The following is a 22249-nucleotide window of genomic DNA, read 5'->3' on the forward strand; positions in this document are numbered from 1 at the left end:
TGCCTACTTCCGCTTACCCATTAAAAATCAACTTAAACGTCGTGCCTTCCCCGAGTTTGGAGCGGACTTGGATATTGCCTTTGTGGCGACGCATGATCTGTTTGGAGATGCTGAGCCCGATGCCGGATCCTTTCTTTTTTGTGGTGAAGAAGGGGATGAAAATCTTGCCCAAAGCTTCTTCTTCGATGCCTTTGCCAGTATCGGAGACCTCCAGAATGATCTTTCCCGCCTCGTCGATATAGGCACGTAGGGTAATCGTTTTTACCTCGGAATCCTCCAAAGCCTGAATAGCATTTTGAAGGAGATTGATCAGGACCTGCTCGATCTGGTTTTGATCTCCAAAAAGGATCAGCTCATTGGGGTTCAATACCTTTTTCAGGGTAATTCCCTGTGCTTCCAGCTGATTTTGAAGCAAAATTTCCAATTGGTCGAAAAGTCTGGAAATCCCGATGCTGCCAAACTTGGGAGCGGGGATATGTGCCAGACTGCGGAACTCAGACACAAAGCTGATCAATCCTTCGCTTCGCTTTTCGATCGTACTGATGCCCATCATGCAGTCCTCCATATCCGAAGGATTTAGCGGTTCGTTGTGCTCTATCTTGTCCTCCAGCTCGTTTTTGAGCGTGCCGGCAAGGGAAGAAATCGGAGCGATGGAGTTCATGATCTCGTGCGTGAGGATCTTGACCAGATTCTGCCAGGCTTCCATTTCCTTTTCTTCGAGTTCGGATTGGATGTTTTGAAGGGACACCAGCTTAAATCGCTCTCCGCGCATGAGCAGCTCGATCACATAGACGGAAAGCTGCATGATGCCATCGGGATGGGCGATTTTGATGAGTTCGCTGCCACCGGTTCGTAGGTTTTGGATGGCGAGGTGGAGTTCCTTGTTGATGCCCTCGATCTCGGAAATGTTTTTGAGCTCATCCACATTCAGGATTCGTTTGGCAGCTACGTTGAGGATTTGGATTTCCCCGTTCTCCCCAAAGGTGATCAGTCCGATGCTCAGGTGCTTGAAGACTGAGCGGAAATATTGGAAGTTGGCCTCTTTCTCGGCTTGATCTTCTTTCAGCTTCGCCAAAATTGCATTGAACTCAATGTGCAAGTCGTCTGTCTCCGTCCCGTCAAACTTGACTGGATAGAGCTGGGTGTACTTGTCCTGCTTGATGTTGTCGAGGAAAAGGCGGACTTTTTTGAAGGAGCTTTCGGAGTAACGGATCAGAAAAATAATCTGAAAGATCACCAAAATCAGGAATAGGGAGATCATAAAGACTCCCCAGGAATCAATGATCCCGTAAGAAAGCAAAAAAAGTGATGCTGCTACCAGAGCAATCCGGCCCAGCAATCCTACCCTATAATCCATATTTTTCTAATCTTCGGTAAAGCGAAGCCCGGGTCAAGCCAAGTTCCTTTGCCGCTTTGGAGATGTTACCGCCGTTTTTGTCAATGGCCCGCTGAATGGTACTGCGCTCCATGTCATCGAGATTGAGGGTGACAGCAGCAGGGACTTTTTCAGAAGCAGGTTTTGCCGACAGGAAAAAGAAATCGCGGGTGTCCAGTTCATTCCCTTCGGCCATGATGATTGCCCGCTCTATGGCGTGCTGGAGTTCGCGAATATTTCCCGGCCATTGATAGCGCTGGAGTAATTCCATGGCCGCCGGTTTGAACCCAGTGAAGTTCTTGCGGTATTTTTGGGAATATTGTTTCAGAAAATGATTGGCCAAAGTCGGAATATCGTCCTGTCTTTCGCGTAGCGGAGGTAGAAAGATTTCCACCGTATTGATCCGGTAAAGTAAGTCCTGACGGAAAGTGTGGTCTTGCACCATTTCATGCACAGGCATGTTGGTGGCACAAATTAGACGAATATCCACCGGAATCGCTTTGTTGGTGCCGATCCGCGTGACTTCTCTTTTTTGCAAAACCGTCAACAACTTGGATTGTAGCGGCATCGACAGGTTTCCGATTTCATCGAGAAACAACGTGCCTTTGTCGGCCACTTCAAAACGGCCTGCGCGGTCGTCTTTGGCGTCTGTAAAAGCTCCCCGCTTATGTCCAAACAGCTCTGACTCAAAAAGTGTCTCGGTGATCGCCCCCATGTCAACCCCAACAAAAATCTCATCCTTACGGAGAGATCGGTCGTGGATCGCTCGCGCGATGAGTTCCTTACCCGTTCCGTTTTCTCCCAAAATCAATACGTTTGCATCTGTTTGGGCTACCTTGTCGATGATGGAGAAGATATTTTTCATAGAAGCAGAAGCTCCGATAATGTCGGCATATGGCTTTTTCAGATCCGTCTGAAGCTGCTTTTGCTTTTTCTGGAGCTTGTCTACTTCGTTGTAGCTTTCTTTGAGTTTGACCGCAGAGTGGAGGGTGGCCAGGAGCTTTTCGTTTTGCCAAGGCTTAAGGATAAAGTCGGTTGCGCCTTCCTTGAGGGCCTGAACGGCCATTTCCACGTCACCAAAAGCCGTGATTAGGATGACCACTGCTTTGGGATCGATTTCCTTAATCTGACTAAGCCAATAGAATCCCTCTTTTCCGGAAGTGGTATCCTCACGGAAATTCATGTCCAAGAGAATCACATCAAAGCTGTTGTTATTGATCAGAAAAGGGATTCTCCTGGGATCTTTTTCAATAATAACCTCTTTGGCATGCTTCTTCAAAAGCATTTTGGCGGCGAAGAGCAAGTCTTCGTTGTCGTCGATGATGAGGATTTTGCCTAATGTCTGAACTTCCATGGTTGCTTGTTTTGCCTTTACAGGGGGAAAATGATGCCAAGTACAAATAAGGGGTTTTGGGACGGATTTTCATGAAAAAGTGTCCGATTTTGTACGAAAATATACTGTTTTCGGACATAACTGTCCGGTTGGGTGTCCGATTTTTAATCCCTACCTTTGCTGTTCACTAATTTGAAAACTCATGCAAGCAAAAAAAGGGGATGCGGTCAAGGTTCATTATACAGGAAGACTGGATGATGGAAGCGTATTTGACAGCTCAGAATCCCGACAACCGCTGGGCTTCACGCTTGGCGATGGAAATATGATTAAAGGGTTTGACGCTGCCGTATATGGTATGGTCATAGGAGATAAAAAAACGGTAGTAATTCCTGCAGTGGAAGCCTATGGCGAGCGCAGAGAAGATATGATGATCGATGTGCCACGTACTCAGGTGCCACCTCACATTCAGCCGGAAATCGGCTTGGAACTGGTTCTTGAGGGAGGCGGAGGACAGCCGATGCCGGTGGTGATCATTCATGTGGACGACGAAAAAATCATCCTCGATGCCAATCATCAGCTGGCTGGAAAGGACTTGATCTTTGATATTGAATTGGTTGCAATCAATTGATTGAAACTTGAAATAACATAAAACCGACTGGGGAAACTTAGTCGGTTTTTTTGTTGCCGACTTGATGGGGTCAAGTCTTCCAAGAGCCAAAAGAATTACTTAAGTTCCTTCAATTCTTTAGGAAGCGAGTATACCTTAACCAGGTCCTTTTCCCCAAAGACGATTATTTCCCTTCCGATTTGGACCAATTTGGAGTTTGGCGATGGGAGTGGACCGAGGTCAAACTTGGTCTTGGAAGTTAATTCATACATTTTTAGTGTTCCATCTTCGGTCCAAAACAAGCGTTCGTTGAAAAAACACAATCGCTGATCCAGCTTCAAATCCACTTTTTGAAGGAAATTCCCCTGATTGTCAAAAATGAAAATTCCGCTTTGGGGTACATTCATAAAAAGCCGGTTTTTAAATTCCCGGATTTCAGAGACGGATAGATTTTCAGAATCAAGGATCAGATTGAGCGGTTGGGTCTGAAGGACCAGATTTCGCTGATAATCCAGGCTTTTAAGCGACAGATCCGATTCATCCCACACCCAGATCACATTGTTGTTTCCGAGGGTAGCCGCCTTGGGGAGAATGATATCATTCAGGACAAAGCTGTTTTCTGCCAATGGATTCAGAAAGCGATCCAGAATACGGTATTCTTGCAAGTCGGAAGAAAAGCTGAAAATATTCACCGTCCAGGAGGCTTCGAGTTGATGAAGTCTTCCCTGCCGGGTTGGAGAGAAAAGATTGAGTTGCTTTCCGTTTTGATCAAATAGGTAAATGTCTCCTGAAGTGGTACTGGCAAATATCTGATCCCGGGTGTCAATCGAAATGAGGTCCAGATTTTTCACTTGGATTTCGCCCAATGGTTTTTCCAATCCGAGTTGGTTCTGAGCTGCAACACCCGAGCAAACCAAAACAAAAAGAAATACCAGAAAACGCTTCATTTCTCAAAAGTCAAAAGTTGGGTTCCACTGCTATCCAGTTTCAGATACGTGTTTTGGGTGACCCATTCGCCAAGGTTATAATAAGTGGACTTTACTCCGACAGGTAGTTCCAAAGGGAGGTGTCTATGTCCAAATATGTATAAATCGTGATGGAATCGGGCCTCAATTTCTTTACAATATTGCCACAGCCATTCATCGTCGTTCAGAAAATGATTTTCGTCTTTGGCGATATTGGTGATCCGACTGTGTCCAGACCAAGCCTTGGCCAGTTTGATACCCAAGTCAGGATGAAACCAACGAAAGAGCCATTTAGCAACCGGATTGGTAAAGACTTTCTTCAGGAATTTGTAGGATTGATCTCCAGGACCAAGTCCGTCTCCGTGCCCGACGAGGATTTTTTTTCCTTCCACAGAAAGTGCTATCGGATGGTGATAGACCGGGATTCCGAGCTCACTAGTGAAGTAATCTTTCATCCAGAGATCGTGATTTCCGGTGAAAAAAAAGATCGGGATTTTTTGGTCACGAAGCTGTGAAATTTTGGAGATGAAGGGGATAAAACCCTTCGGAATTACTTCCCCATATTCAAACCAAAAATCAAAAATGTCGCCCACCAGGAATATTGCTGCAGCATCTTCTGCGACCGAATCCAGCCAGCGGATGATTCGCTTTTCCCTGATTTTGCTTTCCTCTGCATTGGGTGCTCCCAAGTGAAAGTCAGAAGCAAAGTAAAGTTTTTTACCTTTTAAGGGGAAGTCCAGGGGCTCAGCTTGCATGCGCTAAAGATAAAATCAATGGGCAAAAATAATAAAGCCCCGATTCGTTCGGGGCTTTAGGAGGGAATTTCAATTTTATTCTTTCGATTCGGTAAAAGGAACCTGATCACTTGCCTCTTCCACTGTTGCATCATGGCCGGAGGAAAGATCTGCAATTGGCTCTTCCACTTTCTTTTCGGAAGGTTTCTTTTTGGTAAACGCTTCGTAAGTCGTCTCTTTCTCAAAAGGTCTCTTTCCGATCAGTTTTTCCAAGTCAGATTGGAAAAGAATCTCTTTTTCCAAAAGCTCTTTAGCCAAAGTTTCCAACTCGGTAAGCTTGCTTCGCAGCAATTCCTTGGTGCGCTGGTAGGCAGAAAGAATGAGTTTTCTTACCTCCTCATCGATCGTTTCTGCAGTAGTTTCTGAATATGGCTTGGTCATTCGATAACCTTCGCTTTTGGAATCGTAGAAGGAAACGTTTCCGATTTTGTCATTCATACCATACACTGAAACCATGGAATAGGCCATTTTGGTCACTCGCTCCAGATCGCTCAGCGCTCCCGTGGAGATCTTTCCAAAGATGATTTCTTCGGCAGCACGTCCACCCAAAGTCATGCACATTTCGTCGATAAGCTGCTCGGTTTGATACAGGAATTGCTCTTTTGGCAAATACTGTGCGTAACCCAAGGCTGCAACTCCACGAGGAACTATGCTCACCTTGACCAAAGGATCAGCGTGCTCCAGGAACCAACCTGCCACTGCGTGGCCTGCTTCGTGATAGGCTACGATTTTCTTTTCCTCTGGAGAAATGATTTTGTTCTTTTTCTCCAAACCTCCAATGACACGGTCCACTGCATCCTGGAAGTCCTGCATGTCCACAGCAGTCTTATTTCTACGGGCAGCAATCAAAGCCGCTTCGTTACACACGTTGGCTATTTCGGCGCCTGCAAATCCTGGAGTTTGGGCTGCTAATTTCTTGGCATCTACATCTTCGGAGATCTTAATAGGCTTCAAATGAACTTTGAATATTGCCTCACGGCCCACAATGTCCGGCTTGTCAATGGAAATCTGTCGGTCAAATCGTCCCGGTCTAAGCAGCGCGCTGTCCAATACATCTGGTCGGTTAGTTGCAGCCAGAACAATAACTCCTGAATCGGTCCCGAATCCATCCATTTCCACTAACAGGGAGTTCAGGGTGTTTTCGCGTTCGTCATTCGAACCAGGCATTTGTCCTTTGCCTCTGGATCTACCGATGGCATCGATTTCATCAATAAAGATGATACATGGCGCTTTTTCCTTGGCTTGCTTAAACAAGTCACGCACTCGGGCAGCACCTACGCCGACAAACATTTCTACGAAATCAGAACCTGAAAGTGTGAAGAACGGTACACCTGCCTCGCCAGCAACCGCTTTGGCAAGCAAAGTTTTACCGGTACCCGGAGGTCCTACCAGCAATGCGCCTTTCGGGATTTTACCTCCCAGTTTGGTGAACTTGCCTGGGTTTTTCAGGAACTCTACGATTTCCTGGATTTCTTCTTTTGCTTCGTCAAGGCCAGCGACATTGTCAAATGTGATTTTGACTTTGTTTTCGGCATCAAAGAGTTGAGCTTTTGATTTCCCGACATTGAAAATCTGTCCTCCCGGTCCAGATGGTCCGGCCATTCTCCGCATCATAAACCAGAAGAATACGAACAAAAGGATCAGGAAGCCAAAGCTTCCAAAGTAGCTGCTCCAGTTTTCTTCATTGGTGACTGAAGCTCCAATTCTTTGATCTTCAGGCATTTTTTCTTCAAGCGCTTGAAAATCAGTCTGGAACTTATCTGAAGTTGTTACCTGAAGGGAATAGTGCGGACCAGCCGGATTGGAAAAAGCTGAGTTAGCTTCAAGTTCAGTTTTGTATTTTGGATTTTGGAGGGCAGCCGGCTTTAGGGTAACATCCACCCGATTCATATTGCGGATGATGTCAACCTTGGCTACATCTCCTGCCAGGTACATGTCCTCAAATCGCTTTTGGGTAATGTCTATAACGGCTCCTCTTTGCTGAATCCATGTCAATCCCAAAAGAACCAACACCGCAGCAATGATCAGCCAAAGCTGAAAATTGGGCTTTTGAGGTGCTTTAGGAACAAAGTTTTTATTCTTATTTTTTTCGCTCATCGCATTTATGGTAATTCTGTAAACTTATGCTAAAACGGATTAACCTATCTAAAGTTTATCCGGATTTTACTTGATTCGGGTGATTTTGGCATCTCCCCAGAGTTCTTCAAGACCGTAAAATTCCCGTTGGTCTTTGAGGAAAATATGGGCCACAACATTGACATAATCCATCAAAATCCACTGCCCGTTTGCTTTTCCTTCCATTCGCCAGGCAGGAGTCTCCCCGGCTTTGTGTACTTCTTCTTCAATTGATTTACTGATTGCATCCAATTGCGTGTCGGAGCTGCCTGAGCAAATAACAAAAAAGTCAGTTACTGAATTTTTGATTTTCCGAAGATCCATTACCACAATATCAGAAGCCTTTTTTTCTTCCATCCCTTTTATGATCACTTTGCTCAGCGCTTCTGCTGTCATATATTGATTTAATTTTACGCTGTGGTTAAATATTGCTTACCACCTCAACCGAAAAATAATGTATAAAATTCTTGCCAACACGATTTTTTTGGGGAAAGATGTGCTTTTCCTGCCAGAGTGTCACTCCACCAATGACAAGGCTTTGGAGTTGATCCGTTCTGGCAAGGCAAAAGAAGGTTCGATAGTCATCTGTGCAAATCAGACGCGGGGTAAGGGTCAGCGGGGTAACTCTTGGGAGGTGGAGTCAGGCCAAAATTTAACTTTTTCACTAATTCTTGAACCCCATTTTTTGGATATCTCGGAACAGTTTAATCTTAATATGATGGTTTCCAACAGTATCCGAAGATTGCTTCAGGAGTACCTCCCAGATCTCAAGGTGAAATGGCCAAACGATTTGGTGATTCCAGGCAGTGGGAAAATTGGTGGTATATTAATCGAGAACATTCTGAGTTCCTCTGCTTGGGAATTTGCAGTAGTAGGTATCGGCTTAAATATCAATCAGCGCCAATTTGGTATTTCCAAAGCAACATCTTTGGCAAAGGTCACCGGAGGACAATTTGATTTGGAGGAACTTTTCAGGATGCTAATTGCTCATTTGGAGCAAGGTTATATTTCTTTGAAAAAAGGCAAAATTGAAGACATCCGAAGAGATTATCTGCTGCACTTATATTTAAGGGAAGAATGGGCTTTTTTTAAGGATGAATCCACAGCGTTTGAAGGAAAAATTTTAGGCGTTTCAAAGGATGGAAAGCTCCAAATGGAGCTCAGAAATGGTTTTCTTCGGCTTTTTGATTTGAAGGAGATTAGTTTCCCAAATCTTTAAGTAGGTTTTCTATTCCCAATTTAATGCGATAACTTTGCGCCCATTAAAAGATTTTAATTCTTTAACTATCAATAACATGTCAGAAATTAAATCTGAAAAATTCATTCAGTACAAGGTAAAAGACATCTCTCTGGCCGAGTGGGGGAGAAAAGAGATCAGACTAGCAGAAGCAGAAATGCCTGGTTTGATGGCTTTGAGAGCGGAGTTTGGCCCATCTCAACCGTTGAAGGGAGCCAGAATTGCTGGTTGTCTTCACATGACTATACAGACCGCAGTTTTGATTGAAACGTTGGTGGCTTTGGGAGCTGAGGTGACTTGGTCTTCCTGTAATATTTTCTCCACTCAGGATCATGCTGCCGCTGCGATTGCTGCTGCAGGAATACAGGTTTATGCTTGGAAAGGCATGACAGCCGAGGAATTCGACTGGTGTATCGAGCAGACTCTGTTTTTCGGTGAAGAAAGACAGCCTTTGAATATGATTCTTGATGACGGCGGTGACTTGACCAATATGGTATTGGACCTGTACCCTGAGTTGGTTGCTGGAATAAGGGGTCTTTCTGAAGAGACCACGACTGGTGTTCACAGATTGTATGAGCGAATGAAAAACGGCACGCTTCCAATGCCTGCGATCAACGTCAATGACTCCGTAACAAAATCGAAGTTTGACAATAAATACGGTTGTAAGGAGTCTTTGGTAGATGCAATCCGTCGAGCCACTGACGTCATGATGGCCGGTAAAGTTGCTGTTGTCGCTGGATATGGAGACGTTGGAAAAGGTTCCGCGGCTTCTTTGAGAGGTGCAGGTGCCCGAGTAATTGTGACTGAAATTGACCCAATCTGTGCGCTGCAAGCTGCTATGGATGGTTATGCGGTAAAAAAGATGGTCGATGCTGTGAAGGAAGCTGATATCGTAGTAACAGCGACTGGTAACAAAGACATCATCACAGCGGAGCACTTCAAATCCATGAAGGACAAGGCTATTGTTTGTAACATCGGCCACTTTGACAATGAAATCGACATGGCTTGGTTGAACAAAAACTATGGACACACCAAGAATGTGATCAAGCCTCAGGTGGATTTGTACGAAATTGACGGAAAGGAAATCCTGATTTTGGCTGAAGGCCGATTGGTAAACTTAGGTTGTGCCACTGGTCACCCATCTTTTGTGATGTCCAATTCCTTCACCAATCAAACTTTGGCGCAATTGGAGCTTTGGAAGAATTATGAGAGCTATCAGCCTGGTGTTTACGTATTGCCAAAGCACCTGGATGAAAAAGTTGCCGCATTGCACTTGGCAAAATTGGGCGTGGAGCTAGATACACTTTCCAAAGATCAAGCTCAATATATCGGTGTGGAGGTTCAAGGACCTTTCAAGCCTGAATATTACAGATACTAAAAAAGATAAATTACCAAGAGAGGCCTCGGAGAAATCCGGGCCTTTTTTTTTATGGATTGAGTTGAAGAGTTCTTCCGTCGGGAAGGGTTGAAATAACCACAGGATTGCAATCTGAACTTGCCTGAAAACTGACCTTGTACTCCAAACTGCTGGTGGCTCCACGTGATACAATCCAGGATTCTTTTCCGGTTTGTGGAAGTTCCCAACCATCTCGATAGCAGGAAAAAAGTTGCTCTTTTGATTCTGTTATCACTAAGGAGAAATCTCTTCCGACAGGATTTTTTCCTTCAATTCTTCCTCTAGAACTTAGACCGAATGGTCTGAAACTTGAGCGAGACACGGAATGTTTGAGTGTTCCCTTGGAGCTAAACCCCAAATTCCCATCCAGTTCTACTGTAACATTTTCAAAAAATTCTTCATTTTCATTGGATGTAAGCGATTTAAACTGTTTGAATCCCTGAATTTTAATTCCTTCGTAGGTGTAATTTTCGAAGGTTAAGGACCAGGTTGGAGTAGGGGAATTGGACAAGGTGAAATCCAAAATTATCTTTCCGTTTCGAGGTGTTTTATTTTCTTTTTCACATTCCAGAGGATTGGAGTAGTCCAATTGTACAATTCGTGAGTTGAGACTCCGAATGATCGTAGGACAACCCGGAAGCTCAGCAGAGCTAATTCTGAAATAGTCCTGATAGGAAATATTCCCTAAGTAATTTGTTTCCCACATCGCTTCAGAGAATTGAAAAAATTGGGAAGCTTCTTTAGTCAACTCAGTATTGATTTCCCTGCCAACATCCTCTGAACAGGAAAAAAAGAGTATTGAAAAAGAAAGAAGGAAATAAATTTTTTTCATGGGAAGAGCATCTGGGAGTTTCCTTTCAATTACCGGGCCTGATTGCTAACTTGGTCATTAACGAAACTATTCAAAGCAATGAAATTTACAGAAGGAATGCTGCGTGATGATGCCCTCAAAGGTAAAAACATTCTTGTCACAGGCGGAGGTACAGGACTAGGACGATCAATGGGCGAGTATTTTTTATCTCTAGGTGCCAATCTGGTCATCACTTCCAGAAAGCTTGATGTCCTTGAGGAGACTGCCAAAGAAATGATGGCCATTAAAGGAGGTAAAGTTATTCCAGTAGCCTGTGATGTACGGGAAATTGCACAGGTCGAAGCCATGTGGGAAAAAGCTAAATCTGAATTAGGGCAGATCCATGTGGTGCTAAATAATGCAGCGGGGAACTTTATCAGTCCGACAGAGCGACTTTCTACCAATGCGTTCAACACAGTTTTGGATATTGTTTTAAAAGGAACTTCCCAGGTCACGCTAACCGCTGGGAAGGACTGGATAGCTCAAAAACAGCCCGGTAATTTTCTAAATATTGTGACCACTTATGCCTGGACAGGCTCGGGCTATGTGGTTCCTTCAGCTGCTGCCAAAGCCGGAGTTTTGGCCTTAACAAGGTCTTTGGCAGTGGAATGGGCCAAATACGGAATCAGATCAAATGCAATAGCTCCCGGTCCCTTTCCCACCGAAGGTGCATGGAGTAGACTGCTTCCGGGTGATCTTGTAAAGAAATTTGATCCTGCCCGGAAAGTGCCAGTGGGAAGAGTAGGCGAACATCAGGAACTGGCCAATTTGGCAGCATACTTAGTTTCGGATTTTTCAGCTTATGTCAATGGAGAAGTAATCACCATTGATGGAGGGGAGTGGCTCAAAGGAGCAGGAGAATTCAACAATCTTGATCAGATACCTCAAGAAATGTGGGATATGATGGAGGCATCCCGAGGAAAAAAGCCCTAAGCCCCGGATTGATTTGGGGCTATTTGAAAGCCAAATGGAAAATCAGAAAGTTGTAATCAACTAGGTTTTATTCCTCGTTCCCAGGATTCATTTTGCAGGACAGACTCCTTGATGCTTTTCTTCAGAGATTGGTCGAGGAGCTGTGTTTCTTTTCGTATGATGTCCAAAAGTTTCCGGGATTCGGTGGTTTGGTGCTCGGTGTCCAGGATTTCCAGAATCCCTAAAATATTGGCTACTCTAGCACGGAGCGAATGAGATTGTTGAAACGCTAAGTCTCTTAAAAAATAGTGGTGCTCACGCATCCAGATTTCCTGCTTTTTCTTTTCTGTGATATCGATCAAAAGTCCTTGGACCCGGGAGGGTAATCCGTTTTCATTCCATTTGGTCGTTTTCCCAAATCCGATAACCCAAGCAGTTTGATTTCCTTTGGAAATAATCCGGAATTCACGTCTGAAGGGGATGCTCCCGGTGGTTTTGAAATGATTAGCAAGGTCTTTTAATAGCCCTTGGTAATCTTCGGGATGGATATGCTTTTGCCATGAAATTTTTCCTTCTTTTCCAATTTCCTCCGGGGTATACCCGAGCATATGGGCCAGACCTGTGCTAATGTAATCCTGTCTTTCTTCCGGGGCGAAATCCCAAAATCCCAAAAGCTTGTTTTCCAGTAGACTGTCAACTATCTCATTGTTTGCTGTAGTGCCATCAATGAATTCACCCAAGCCCAAGTTGTAAGGGCGCATAGGTTCTACTGGGTGTCCTATGCCCAAGCAAGTACCATAATCTTCTGATATGAAGAAAAATTCCCATTTGGTTAGGGTGGTGGATTCTTCAGGATGGTTGATTTTTTGTAAATCGACCATGAAAGACTGATGACTGCTTTTCCAGGCTTTTATGCGCTGATTTTCATATTTTGACCAATCTGAAGCAAGGAAACAGTCTGAAAATTCTATGGGCTTTTCTTTACTGTCAAAAAGTGAGGGTACCGGGCCTAATCCGGAATCTGAGGACAAGACTTTCCCTGACTTGTTTAAAGTCACTTGAAGAAAGTATTCAGAGGTAATGGCCAGTTGGCTTAATACCTGTATGGCGTCCCAGTCCTGCATTTGGCAAAAGTAATTGAAATCCTTCGTTTATAGTTTGTAAGACATTAAAATTTATTCAAAATACATAAAAATATATTTAAAATGGAAAACATTTCACTTTTATTAAATCGAGATCTATTTGGGAGCGAAGAAAATCGCGGCAAAGTGATGCCAATCCATGAAGCGAAAACTCTTCTTGATGACTGGGTTAAAAATGAAAAGCTGAAAGTTCACATGAAGCAGGTAGGGCATTTGATGAAGGCTTTCGCTATATCAAAGGGCTATTCGGAAGAAATTATTGACAAATGGTACCTGGCAGGGCTACTCCATGATGCGGATTGGGACCAATGGCCAGATCAGCATTGCAGGAAAATTATTGAAGAATTGGAATCCAAGGCCATTGATCCGGAGATCATCCGTGCAATAGCTTCCCATGGGCCTCGATATTTTGGAGTTGAGCCGAAGAGTGAAATGGATAAAATGCTTTATGCTTTTGATGAACTTAGCGGGTTTGTCCATGCTTACTCCCTGATGCGTCCGGAAGGCTATACGGGGATGGAGGTAAAAGGAGTAAAAAAACGTTTAAAGGACAAAACTTTTGCAGCCCAGGTAAGCAGGGAGGATATTCAGGATGCTTCCGAGAGGGCTGAAATTCCTGTGGATGATTTGATTCAATTTGTTATCGGAAATCAAGCTGACGCGGACTTGACCTGAAAATGAAATAGGCCGCTATTGCGGCCTATTCTTATTCTTCTTCTACTTGATTTACAGGTCTGAAGTTACCGGGAGGTAATTGCTCCGCTACTTCATCCTTTTCAAACGGAAAAACTTCCACAATTGGGCTTTCAGTGATATCAGGAACTCTGAAGCTTACCAACATATTACTTAGGCTTTCCTGGATTCGATCGTAAGCTTGTTTGACGTCCTCGGCTGTTACGATCATGTATTGGGTTACTTTTTTCTCCTTGCCGCTATCTGCATCAGCAATCAGATAGGTGATTTTACATTTGTGCCAAAGGTCCGCATCCTCATAGAAGAAAACATCCACGATGTTGCTTTTACTGATCCCAGTCACTTGGAAATCGCCTCTGATCTGAGATCCTAAGCGGTCATAAAGGATCGCTTCGGCCTCTGTAAATGACACTGCATCCACTAAGTATTGCTCTGAAATGCTTTTCAGCAATCCTTCCTCATTCTCTTTGGCGTATTTGACTTTGCACAAAAACCAAGTTCTCATCTTTTTGCTTTTAGGGATTCGAAGGTACTTTTTCTATTCTAAAGCTGCGAATGATTAGTCATGTAATCTGTTAATTTTCTTTGATCTGGAAATTCAATCACTTGAAAGTCAGTTTATTTTTCTTTTTGGGTTTTCAAGTAAACCTCCTTGATCTGCTTGTTAAAAAGTAATTCTCAAAAAAGATTATCTTGGATTAACAATAAACCCATGCGCGAGCGAATTTTATACAGCTTCCCGGTACAGCTCTTCTTGCTTCATCTTAAAAAAAACCTTGCCTTGCTGCTGGTTTGGGTGGTTTTGTTGGGGATTATCCTTGAGCAGTTTGGAGTGGTGTTGGGAATACCGTTTTTATTTCTCGATCCTGAATATCTCCACGAGGTCTCTTGGTTAAGTTTTTTTATGATGGGAGTTGGTTTGGCTGTTTTAACCATGGCTTTCCATATGACTACCTATATAATGAATGGGAGGCAGTTTCAGTTTTTGGCCATCGTCCCGCGTCCATTCATTCATTTTTGCGTCAATAATTCAATCATTCCACTGTTGTTTTACCTTATTTACATTGTCAAATTCCTCGTTTTTCAGTTAAACAATGACTTGCCTTCCAACTGGGAGGTACTCAAATTCTACCTCGGCTTCTCATTGGGAGGAATTCTAAGTTACAGCTTGATTTTTGGCTATTTCGCGCTGACCAACAAGGATTTTTTTGTGCTTTTTGCAGGCACGTTGGACAAAAGACTCAGAAAAGTTAGGCTCACTCGAGCCAATGTACTGAGTAGATACAAGGAAATGAGAGGCAGGAAAGATGGGGTGATGACTTACCTCAATCTCAAGCTGAAACTGGAAGATGTCCGTCCTGATATTTCAAGGTTTGAAACCCGAAAACTACTTCGGGTATTTGATCAAAACCACCTGAACTTATTCCTAATCCAGATTTTTTTGATCCTCTTTGTCCTGTTTTTAGGCCTGTTCAAGGAGAAAGAAATACTTCAGCTTCCTGCTGCGGTAAGTGCCCTTTTGCTATTGGCAATACTCGTAATGCTCGTTGGTGCTTTGAGTTTTTGGCTTCGAAGCTGGGCGACTTTGGTGGTGGTTTCCATGCTTTTCCTCGCCAATTACTTCTCCAATTTTTCCTTTCTCAACCGACCTCATGAGGCTTATGGATTGAATTACCAACTGGAGCCTGTTTCTTATACGCTTGCCAAATTGGATTCTTTGACCCATCCGGATACTTTGGCCAAGGATAGGAACAATACCCTTCAAATCCTGGATAACTGGAAGTCGAAATTCCCCAATGATTCACTTCCAAAGTTGGTAATCGTCGCTGCAAGTGGAGGAGGTCAACGGGCTGCTTTGTGGACCTTACACGTCCTCCAATCCATCCATAAAGAAACTGGTGGGGAGGCGACCAAGCACACCGAACTTTACACCGGCGCATCAGGAGGAGTATTGGGAGAAGCGTTTTTCAGGGAAATCTACCTGAGGTCATTCTCCGACAAATCATTTAACCCAAGCGATCCAGCATTTTTGAATCAGATTTCAGCGGATAACCTCAACCCGATTATATTCACCCTCTTGGTCAATGATCTATTGATCCGCAATCAGCGTTTTGAGTACAGTGGTTATAGTCACTTAAAAGATCGTGGATTTGCATTTGAAAATCAGCTGAATATTAATACTCATAGAATTCTGGATAAACCACTGATTGAGTATAAAAAACCTGAATTTGAAGCTCAAATCCCTCTTTTGCCAGTCACTTCATTAGTTACCAATGATGGGAGAAAACTGATTATTTCTCCTCATTCCATGTCCTATATGGGCAGTTCAATGTTTGGGAAAACCGGGCTGCAGGAGAAAAAACAATCCATTGATTTTTTGCGATTTTTCCATGCTCATGACGCCGGTAATCTTCGTTTTCTGAGTGCCCTTCGGATGAGTGCCACATTTCCTTTCATCACACCCAATGTCCAGCTTCCATCGATTCCAGTCATGGAGACCATGGACACTGGGCTTTCGGATAATTTTGGGATCCAGGATGCGCTCCGCTTTTTGTATGTATTTCAGGATTGGGTGTCCAAAAACACCAGTGGTGTTGTGGTTATTTCGATTCGGGATTCTGAAAAAAACATGGAGATACCAACTACCGAACTTCCAAGAATTTTTGAAAAGGTCTTTAATCCACTAAAAAACATCTACACAAATTGGGACAATGTACAAACCATCCAAAACGAAGTTCTTTTTAATTATATGGCAGAGTCCATGCCGTTTCCTCTGGAAAGGATAGAGTTTGAATATGCACCTGAATTAATGCAAAATGAAGAATTAAGCGGATCGCAAAAGACTATGCGGCGCGCTTCACTCAACTGGAGGCTTACGGCTCGGGAGAAAAAGTCAATTTTGGAAAGTATCAAATCAGAAAAAAATCAAAAATCACTTAATCGGGTAAAAAAGATTTTTGAAAAGAAGGGATGAAAAAATAGCCGGTTTTTGAATCAGTATGCCACTCCAATTTTTTTATAAATAAAGTGCATCAACCAAGCAGGACCGATCATCAGAAATTGTACGTCTTTGAAGAATGAAGGCTTTTTGCCCTCAATCTTATGTCCGTAAAATTGGATGATCCAAGCCACTACGAAAATTCCAAGGCTGATTAACCATAGCTTTCCCGGAAAGGCAATGTTCAGAAAATTGGCCAACGCGAGACATAAAGCAGAGAAAAAAAGCATTCCCAAAGTAAGGGGTGGTGAGAGGGAAACATAGTAAATCAGTACCAACAGCAAAGCAATTGTTGCCCAGTTGGCAAAGTTGCTTAAAAATGGAAGCACATCAGGTAAAATGCCGGAAGGGATGCTGAAAATCAGCCCTACCACACTGAAGAAAATCGCCGGTACACAAAACCAATGAATGAGCTTATTGGTGTGATTTTGGTGGCTTTCACCGTATTCTTCGAGGAGCAAATCTATTTTTCTCATGGTTTTTTGGGTTTAATTGCAGTAGTTACAATTCAAATTAGATAACTCATTTCGAAAAATAAACTTTACCCTGTCAATGTTTAGTTATTGGGAACAAAAAAACTTTTTCAACTATGACCTGATCGTGATAGGATCAGGGTTTACTGGCCTTTCTACTGCCATCCATTTCAAAAAGAAGCATCCAAAAGCCAGTGTTTTAGTCCTGGAAAAGGGGGTATTTCCAACAGGAGCAAGTACAAAAAATGCTGGCTTCGCTTGTTTTGGCAGTCTGACCGAAATTCTGGATGATTTTTGGTCGATGAACCAGGACGAAGTGATAGCCCTTGTGGAAAGAAGGTTTAAGGGCCTCCAGCAAATCCGAAAAACATTTGGAGATTCCACACTTCGCTACAAGCATCGTCATGGATTTGAACTTTTGGAGGAGGAAAATGTAAAGGCGGCAGAGCAGATTGGAGATGTGAATAAGATTCTTAAAAAAGTCTTTGGGAAAGAGGTTTTTTCCTTGGTTAAAAAGCCTGAAAAATTGGGGTTTTCGGATCGGGTCAAGCTGGTGGTTGAAAATCAATTTGAAGGAGAGTTGGATCCTGGGGCTTATTTGGGAGCGCTTTGGGATATGGCTGCCGAGGAGGGAATTCGTGTTTTAACAGGAGTTTCCGTGGTTGAAGTGCGTAAAGATGAAGGAATTGTTATTGCTGAGAATTCATCCAAAAACCGGGTTTTTGAGTTTATGGCAAATAAAGTGGCCATTTGCACCAATGCCTTTGCAAAAAAGCTCTGGCCGGAATCGGAACTGGAACCGGGTAGGGGATTGATTTTGATGAGTAAGCAGTTGGACTTCAAGTTTCCTTGGAAGGGCTCTTTTCACATGGACAAAGGATTCGTCTATTTCCGGGAAATTGATGGGCGATTATTGCTGGGAGGGGCAAGAAATAAAGATTTTGAGAAGGAAAAGTCTTTGGAATTTGAAACCAATCCAAAAATTAAAGCTCATTTGGAGCGTTTGGCTAGGGAAGTGATTTTTCCTAATCGGGATTTTGAATGGGAAATGGAATGGACGGGGATTATGGCCTTCGGTCCAAAGAAATCCCCTCTAATTCAGTCTATTGGGCAAAAAACTGCCGTCGCAGTTCGCTTGGGAGGGATGGGAGTTGCTTTGGGATGGCAGGTAGGCAAAGAGCTTTCCCAGCTGCTTTCGAAAATGTAATTGATTTTTTTACTTAGATTCAAGGCCATTAAACTTCCGGATTAACTGAATGAAAGGAACCCCAAAAGCTCCAGGTATTGTTGACGCGCTGATTCCATTACTGTTTTTAATTGTCCTTCTGATTATCAATATCCAGATTTTTGGGAATGACAGCTTATCAGGTTCCAATCAAATGGTTCTTGTTTTTTCGGCCGTAGTTGCTGCATCAATTGCAGTTTTCAAGCTGGGATACAGTTGGGAGACACTCCAAGACGGAATCGTAAAAAGTATCAGTTCAGCGATGAGTGCGATTTTGATTTTGTTTTTGATAGGTGCTTTGGCAGGTACTTGGTTGATGAGTGGTATTGTGCCTGCCATGATTTATTATGGACTTCGGGTGCTAAGTCCTGAAGTGTTTTTGTTTGCGGCATGTTTTATAAGTTCAATTGTTTCAGTTGCGACAGGTAGTAGTTGGACTACTGTCGCAACGGTTGGAGTAGCATTACTTGGTATTGGAAAAGCGCTTGGTTTTGAGGAAGGAATTATTGCCGGGGCAATTATTTCAGGAGCGTATTTCGGAGATAAAATGTCTCCGTTGAGTGATACAACGAATCTTGCTCCAGCCATGGCAGGTACAGATCTTTTCACACACATCCGGTACATGGCCAAAACGACTACCCCAACCATGATTATTACGCTGTTACTGTTTATCATCATAGGGATGAATTATGAAACAGAAGGAAGTGTAGAGAATGTTAAAGCTATTTCTCAAGTCATTTCTGAGAAATTTAACATCACAGGATGGTTATTTCTTGTCCCTTTGGTGGTTTTGGTAATGATCGTTAAAAAAGTTCCGGCCTTACCAGCTCTGCTATGCGGAGCTATTTTGGGTGGAGTTTTTGCCTTGATTTTCCAACCTGAAATTGTCAAATCAATAGCCGGTGGATCCGGTTCCTTTGCTTATTTGGGTTTCAAAGGAGTCATGATGGCGCTGTATGGAAAAATCGCGATAGTCACCGAAAATGATATCGTTAATGAACTGCTGGTTACGGGCGGGATGGCTGGAATGTTGGATACTATCTGGTTGATTATTTGTGCAATGATCTTTGGCGGAATCATGGAAGAAAGTGGAATGCTGAAAGTCATGGCAGAGGCTGTTATAAAGAAAGTACATTCCGTAGGCTCCCTGATTGCATCCACTGCGGCAACTTGTATTTTTTTCAATATTACCACTTCAGATCAATATCTGGCGATTTTGGTCCCTGGCAGGATGTACGCTGATGTCTATAAAAAGCGCGGATTGAAGCCAGAGAACCTCAGCCGTACCTTGGAGGATTCTGCTACAGTAACCTCAGTATTGGTTCCTTGGAATACCTGTGGTGCTACTCAGGCATCAGTATTGGGGGTGGCTACATTAACCTATGCTCCATATTGCTTTTTCAATATTATCAGTCCATTAATGACAATTTTATATGGGTATTTGAAAATCGGAATTCACTATTACGAGAAGGAAGAAGAGTTGGCATGATTCCGTACAGCATCAGTAAAGAAGAAATTAACGAGTTGCCTTTGGGGCAATTTGAGGGTAAGATTTACTTGATTGATTCCCACGATCAGGTGGAGGATGCAGTCGACTTTTTGGAGGATCAGCGGATTATCGGATTCGATACGGAGACCAAACCCTCCTTTAGAAAAGGGCAGTTTAATCATGTGTCCTTGCTTCAATTATCCACTTCAGAGCAGGCATTTATATTTCGCCTGAACAAGATTGGCTTTCCTGATCCCTTGAGAAATCTTCTTGAAAAAGAAAACCTGGTGAAAGTCGGAGCCGCAGTTCATGATGATTTGAAGGGTTTGAGAAAATTGACTGACAGTTTTTTTCCCCTGTCTTTTTTCGATCTGAATGACGAGCTAAAGAAGGTAGGCTTCCACAATGTCGGTGTAAGAAACCTCTGTGGGATGGTATTGAAAATCAGGATTTCAAAAACAGAGCAGGTGTCCAACTGGGAAGCTGAAAAACTGACCGAGAAACAGCTTCGGTATGCAGCTACGGATGCTTGGGCATGCCTGGAAATCTTTAATTTATTGCGGGAAGAAGGTTATTTGGACGAGTTGTTTAATCGCTGATCAGCTCCAGTCCATCAATTTCTACCAGCTTAGGCTGTACCAGCTCGGTCAATCCTGCTCTAAAACTTAGACTCATCTGACAATCAAGGGCCATTTCCTGTTCAATGATTTCTAGGTCATGTGCCTTGACAATCTTCATGACTTCGTTCATGGCAGGATAGGGGAATCGAATTTTAATCGATGTTTTTACCCATTCCCGAATGATTTGATTTTCTGCCAAGGCAAGCGCTGCTGAAGTTTTATAGGCTTGAATCAGTCCACTCACACCCAATTTTGTACCTCCAAAATACCTCACTACCACAACAAGAATATTGGTGAGGTGCTGGGAGCGAATTTGACCCAATATCGGATCCCCTGCCGAGTGATTGGGCTCGCCATCATCATTGGCGCGAAACTGGGCGCCTTCCTTTCCCAAGATCCAAGCATAGCAATGGTGAGTTGCATCAAAGTAGGTTTTTCGAAGTGCGGATAGTTCCGCCTTTATTTCCTCTTCAGAACGAACCGGAATTGCGAAATAAAGAAACCTGCTTCCCCGATCCTTGTAGACCCCTTCGCTTTTTGCAGCAATAGTCAGGTAGGAATCGAATTGGTCGGAATTTCCTGATAAATTGGCCATGAGAAGGGTGTGAAACGCAGGCTCGAAAATATAAAATTAACTTTGGGCTAAAGGCCAGTTTACTGGTTTTGTCGTAATTTTAAACATGATGCCAATAGATTTTCTCGCTGACATAACTGCCTATTCTGCTCCAATTCTTATCGATATTCCCGGTCAGGTAAGGGCAAATGGAGCCGTTCATTTTTGGGAAAATACCAGCCTTTTTCCAAATGGGGTGCTGCGGTGTTTTTGGATTACAGAGGTAAAAGAAGGGGAAACACGCGGTAATCACGCGCATTGGAAAGAGTCTCAAGTGATTGTGGCATTAGCAGGTAAGCTAGTGGTAAATGTAGAGGGAATAGATGGGGGTAGTACTCAGTTTGAGTTGATTGATCCGGGCAAAGGAATTCTTGTTCCACCTTTGAATTGGGTAGAAGTAAAATTTTCTATCGATGCAGTACTTTTAGGGCTTTCGGATCGAGCTTTTTCCGAGGAAGATTACATCAGAGACAAAGACTATTTTGGAAACTTACAAAAAAGGAAACGCTGAGTCGTACGAGTTGGAAGTGATTCCTTCCGGGAAGGAAAAACACGCCTATTTTTTGCGAGAATGCAGGACAGAGGGTTTTTCGGAGCAGCTTGATTTTCTTTGGATGAAAAAAGGGAAAGTCAAAGCCTCTGTGACATTTGCCATTTCTAATGAATTTGAGGCTGTTTCTCTACCCAAGTCTCCCTTTGGTGGATTTTGGATCGAAGAAAACCTCACTTCGTCTTCCTTGGAAGCTTTTTTGAAAGCGGTGATTCTTGAGTTAAAGCAAAGAAGAATAGCCTTTATTCGGGTCATTCAACCTCCAAAAGTCTACGAACCCAAAACCGATTTGATTAACTACCTCCTTTTCAAGGAGGGTTTCATTCAGGAGAGGATATTAAGCCACCAATTTTTTGTCGGTAAAAAGAAAATCAAAAAGCTGGTTCAAAAAGAGCACGCAAAGTCCCAGAAAAAAGCAAAGGATGAGGGATTGACCATTCAAGTGGGCCATATCCAGAACTTTAGCTTTCTTGATCAAGTTAGGTCTTGGAATCAATCCAGAGGATATCAGATAGGTTTTGAGGATGCCAGAATTATCAATCAAGTGTCGGAGTTTCCGGATCGATATTTCCTGATCACTTTTGTTAAGGATAAAAGAGCAATTGCCCATTCACTTTGCAATACGGTTTTGCCAGGATCATTGTATTATTTTCTTTCGGCAATTGATCCAAAGTCTACTTTGAAAAATGTAGGAGATTTGATTTTATTCACTCTTTTTCAGTTGGCTGCGGAATTAAAGGTTAGCTTTATCGACTTGGGATCTTCTGAAAATGAAGTTGGAGTAAACCACAATCTGATGTTTTTCAAATCACGTTTTTCCAATGAAATTAGTAATAAAATAAGCTGGACATTGAAACTCTGA

The 22249-nt window shown here is 43.1% G+C and carries 22 protein-coding genes; 11 read left to right on the forward strand and 11 right to left on the reverse strand.

All coding sequences use genetic code 11. From position 1 onward, the window contains the following. Positions 1–13: 13 nt before the first annotated feature. Both D0X99_RS15505 and D0X99_RS15510 read right to left on the reverse strand, forming a co-directional pair. Positions 14–1357 carry a sensor histidine kinase gene (locus tag D0X99_RS15505; protein ID WP_119478763.1) on the reverse strand — a complete coding sequence of 448 codons (1344 nt, stop codon included), beginning with the start codon at positions 1355–1357 and terminating at the stop codon, positions 14–16. Next, positions 1347–2729 carry a sigma-54-dependent transcriptional regulator gene (locus D0X99_RS15510; RefSeq protein ID WP_119478764.1) on the reverse strand — a complete coding sequence of 461 codons (1383 nt, stop codon included), beginning with the start codon at positions 2727–2729 and terminating at the stop codon, positions 1347–1349. Before D0X99_RS15510 ends, D0X99_RS15505 begins: the two co-directional genes overlap by 11 nt. A gap of 181 nt (positions 2730–2910) precedes the next feature. On the opposite strand from D0X99_RS15510, the gene D0X99_RS15515 reads away from it, so the two are divergent. Then, positions 2911–3336, forward strand: coding sequence for an FKBP-type peptidyl-prolyl cis-trans isomerase (locus D0X99_RS15515; RefSeq protein ID WP_119478765.1), 426 nt, complete (start codon positions 2911–2913; stop codon positions 3334–3336). A gap of 95 nt (positions 3337–3431) precedes the next feature. Here D0X99_RS15515 and D0X99_RS15520 read toward each other — a convergent pair whose 3' ends face one another. From D0X99_RS15520 to rsfS, 4 genes are all read right to left on the reverse strand, one after another. Beyond that, the gene (locus D0X99_RS15520; RefSeq protein ID WP_119478766.1) at positions 3432–4262 is read right to left on the reverse strand and encodes a hypothetical protein; all 831 of its coding nucleotides are present in this window, start codon (positions 4260–4262) and stop codon (positions 3432–3434) included. Beyond that, a complete protein-coding gene (locus D0X99_RS15525; RefSeq protein ID WP_119478767.1) occupies positions 4259–5035 on the reverse strand; it encodes a UDP-2,3-diacylglucosamine diphosphatase in 777 nt (258 codons plus the stop codon). The genes D0X99_RS15520 and D0X99_RS15525 overlap by 4 nt, the downstream gene beginning before the upstream one ends. Before the next feature lie 75 nt (positions 5036–5110). Continuing rightward, entirely contained in the window at positions 5111–7171 is a 2061-nt protein-coding gene (gene ftsH / locus D0X99_RS15530) for an ATP-dependent zinc metalloprotease FtsH (RefSeq protein WP_119478768.1), read from the reverse strand. A gap of 66 nt (positions 7172–7237) precedes the next feature. Further along, positions 7238–7585, reverse strand: a complete 348-nt coding sequence (gene rsfS, locus D0X99_RS15535; protein ID WP_119478769.1) for a ribosome silencing factor — start codon at positions 7583–7585, stop codon at positions 7238–7240. 58 nt (positions 7586–7643) lie between these two features. On the opposite strand from rsfS, the gene D0X99_RS15540 reads away from it, so the two are divergent. Both D0X99_RS15540 and ahcY read left to right on the forward strand, forming a co-directional pair. Continuing rightward, positions 7644–8408, forward strand: a complete 765-nt coding sequence (locus D0X99_RS15540; RefSeq protein WP_119478770.1) for a biotin--[acetyl-CoA-carboxylase] ligase — start codon at positions 7644–7646, stop codon at positions 8406–8408. Positions 8409–8484: 76 nt separating this feature from the next. Continuing rightward, positions 8485–9804 (forward strand): adenosylhomocysteinase, encoded by a 1320-nt coding sequence (gene ahcY, locus D0X99_RS15545; protein WP_119478771.1) that lies wholly within the window; start codon positions 8485–8487, stop codon positions 9802–9804. A gap of 49 nt (positions 9805–9853) precedes the next feature. Here ahcY and D0X99_RS15550 read toward each other — a convergent pair whose 3' ends face one another. Beyond that, on the reverse strand, positions 9854–10654 hold the full coding sequence (locus D0X99_RS15550) for a hypothetical protein (RefSeq protein ID WP_119478772.1): 801 nt from the start codon (positions 10652–10654) through the stop codon (positions 9854–9856). Between the two features lie 78 nt (positions 10655–10732). Between D0X99_RS15550 and D0X99_RS15555 the strand changes: the two genes are divergently transcribed. After that, complete coding sequence (locus tag D0X99_RS15555; protein WP_119478773.1) at positions 10733–11605, forward strand: SDR family oxidoreductase; 873 nt, start codon at positions 10733–10735, stop codon at positions 11603–11605. 56 nt (positions 11606–11661) lie between these two features. Here the strand turns inward: D0X99_RS15555 and D0X99_RS15560 are convergent, their stop codons facing one another. Continuing rightward, positions 11662–12708 carry a PAS domain-containing protein gene (locus tag D0X99_RS15560; RefSeq protein WP_119478774.1) on the reverse strand — a complete coding sequence of 349 codons (1047 nt, stop codon included), beginning with the start codon at positions 12706–12708 and terminating at the stop codon, positions 11662–11664. Positions 12709–12789: 81 nt separating this feature from the next. On the opposite strand from D0X99_RS15560, the gene D0X99_RS15565 reads away from it, so the two are divergent. Continuing rightward, complete coding sequence (locus D0X99_RS15565; RefSeq protein ID WP_119478775.1) at positions 12790–13401, forward strand: HD domain-containing protein; 612 nt, start codon at positions 12790–12792, stop codon at positions 13399–13401. Positions 13402–13432: 31 nt separating this feature from the next. Here the strand turns inward: D0X99_RS15565 and D0X99_RS15570 are convergent, their stop codons facing one another. Beyond that, on the reverse strand, positions 13433–13924 hold the full coding sequence (locus D0X99_RS15570) for a DUF4494 domain-containing protein (protein ID WP_119478776.1): 492 nt from the start codon (positions 13922–13924) through the stop codon (positions 13433–13435). Between the two features lie 207 nt (positions 13925–14131). Here D0X99_RS15570 and D0X99_RS15575 point away from each other — a divergent pair, with 207 nt between their 5' ends. Further along, positions 14132–16393, forward strand: a complete 2262-nt coding sequence (locus D0X99_RS15575; protein WP_119478777.1) for a patatin-like phospholipase family protein — start codon at positions 14132–14134, stop codon at positions 16391–16393. Between the two features lie 20 nt (positions 16394–16413). Here D0X99_RS15575 and D0X99_RS15580 read toward each other — a convergent pair whose 3' ends face one another. Beyond that, the gene (locus D0X99_RS15580; RefSeq protein ID WP_119478778.1) at positions 16414–16893 is read right to left on the reverse strand and encodes an Mpo1 family 2-hydroxy fatty acid dioxygenase; all 480 of its coding nucleotides are present in this window, start codon (positions 16891–16893) and stop codon (positions 16414–16416) included. Positions 16894–16969: 76 nt separating this feature from the next. On the opposite strand from D0X99_RS15580, the gene D0X99_RS15585 reads away from it, so the two are divergent. From D0X99_RS15585 to D0X99_RS15595, 3 genes are read left to right on the forward strand one after another with little or no spacing between them, the layout of a single operon-like run. Continuing rightward, positions 16970–18097 (forward strand): NAD(P)/FAD-dependent oxidoreductase, encoded by a 1128-nt coding sequence (locus D0X99_RS15585; RefSeq protein ID WP_119478779.1) that lies wholly within the window; start codon positions 16970–16972, stop codon positions 18095–18097. A gap of 49 nt (positions 18098–18146) precedes the next feature. Beyond that, entirely contained in the window at positions 18147–19604 is a 1458-nt protein-coding gene (gene nhaC, locus D0X99_RS15590; RefSeq protein ID WP_119478780.1) for a Na+/H+ antiporter NhaC, read from the forward strand. After that, positions 19601–20203 carry a 3'-5' exonuclease gene (locus D0X99_RS15595; protein WP_119478781.1) on the forward strand — a complete coding sequence of 201 codons (603 nt, stop codon included), beginning with the start codon at positions 19601–19603 and terminating at the stop codon, positions 20201–20203. Before nhaC ends, D0X99_RS15595 begins: the two co-directional genes overlap by 4 nt. Here the strand turns inward: D0X99_RS15595 and D0X99_RS15600 are convergent. Beyond that, positions 20193–20819 (reverse strand): IMPACT family protein, encoded by a 627-nt coding sequence (locus D0X99_RS15600; protein ID WP_119478782.1) that lies wholly within the window; start codon positions 20817–20819, stop codon positions 20193–20195. The genes D0X99_RS15595 and D0X99_RS15600 overlap by 11 nt on opposite strands. A gap of 85 nt (positions 20820–20904) precedes the next feature. Between D0X99_RS15600 and D0X99_RS15605 the strand changes: the two genes are divergently transcribed. Beyond that, a complete protein-coding gene (locus D0X99_RS15605) occupies positions 20905–21348 on the forward strand; it encodes a sugar 3,4-ketoisomerase (protein WP_119478783.1) in 444 nt (147 codons plus the stop codon). Beyond that, a complete protein-coding gene (locus tag D0X99_RS15610) occupies positions 21320–22249 on the forward strand; it encodes a hypothetical protein (protein WP_233553740.1) in 930 nt (309 codons plus the stop codon). The genes D0X99_RS15605 and D0X99_RS15610 overlap by 29 nt, the downstream gene beginning before the upstream one ends.

The sequence above is a fragment of the Algoriphagus lacus genome (assembly GCF_003583985.1).
Classification (GTDB): domain Bacteria; phylum Bacteroidota; class Bacteroidia; order Cytophagales; family Cyclobacteriaceae; genus Algoriphagus; species Algoriphagus lacus.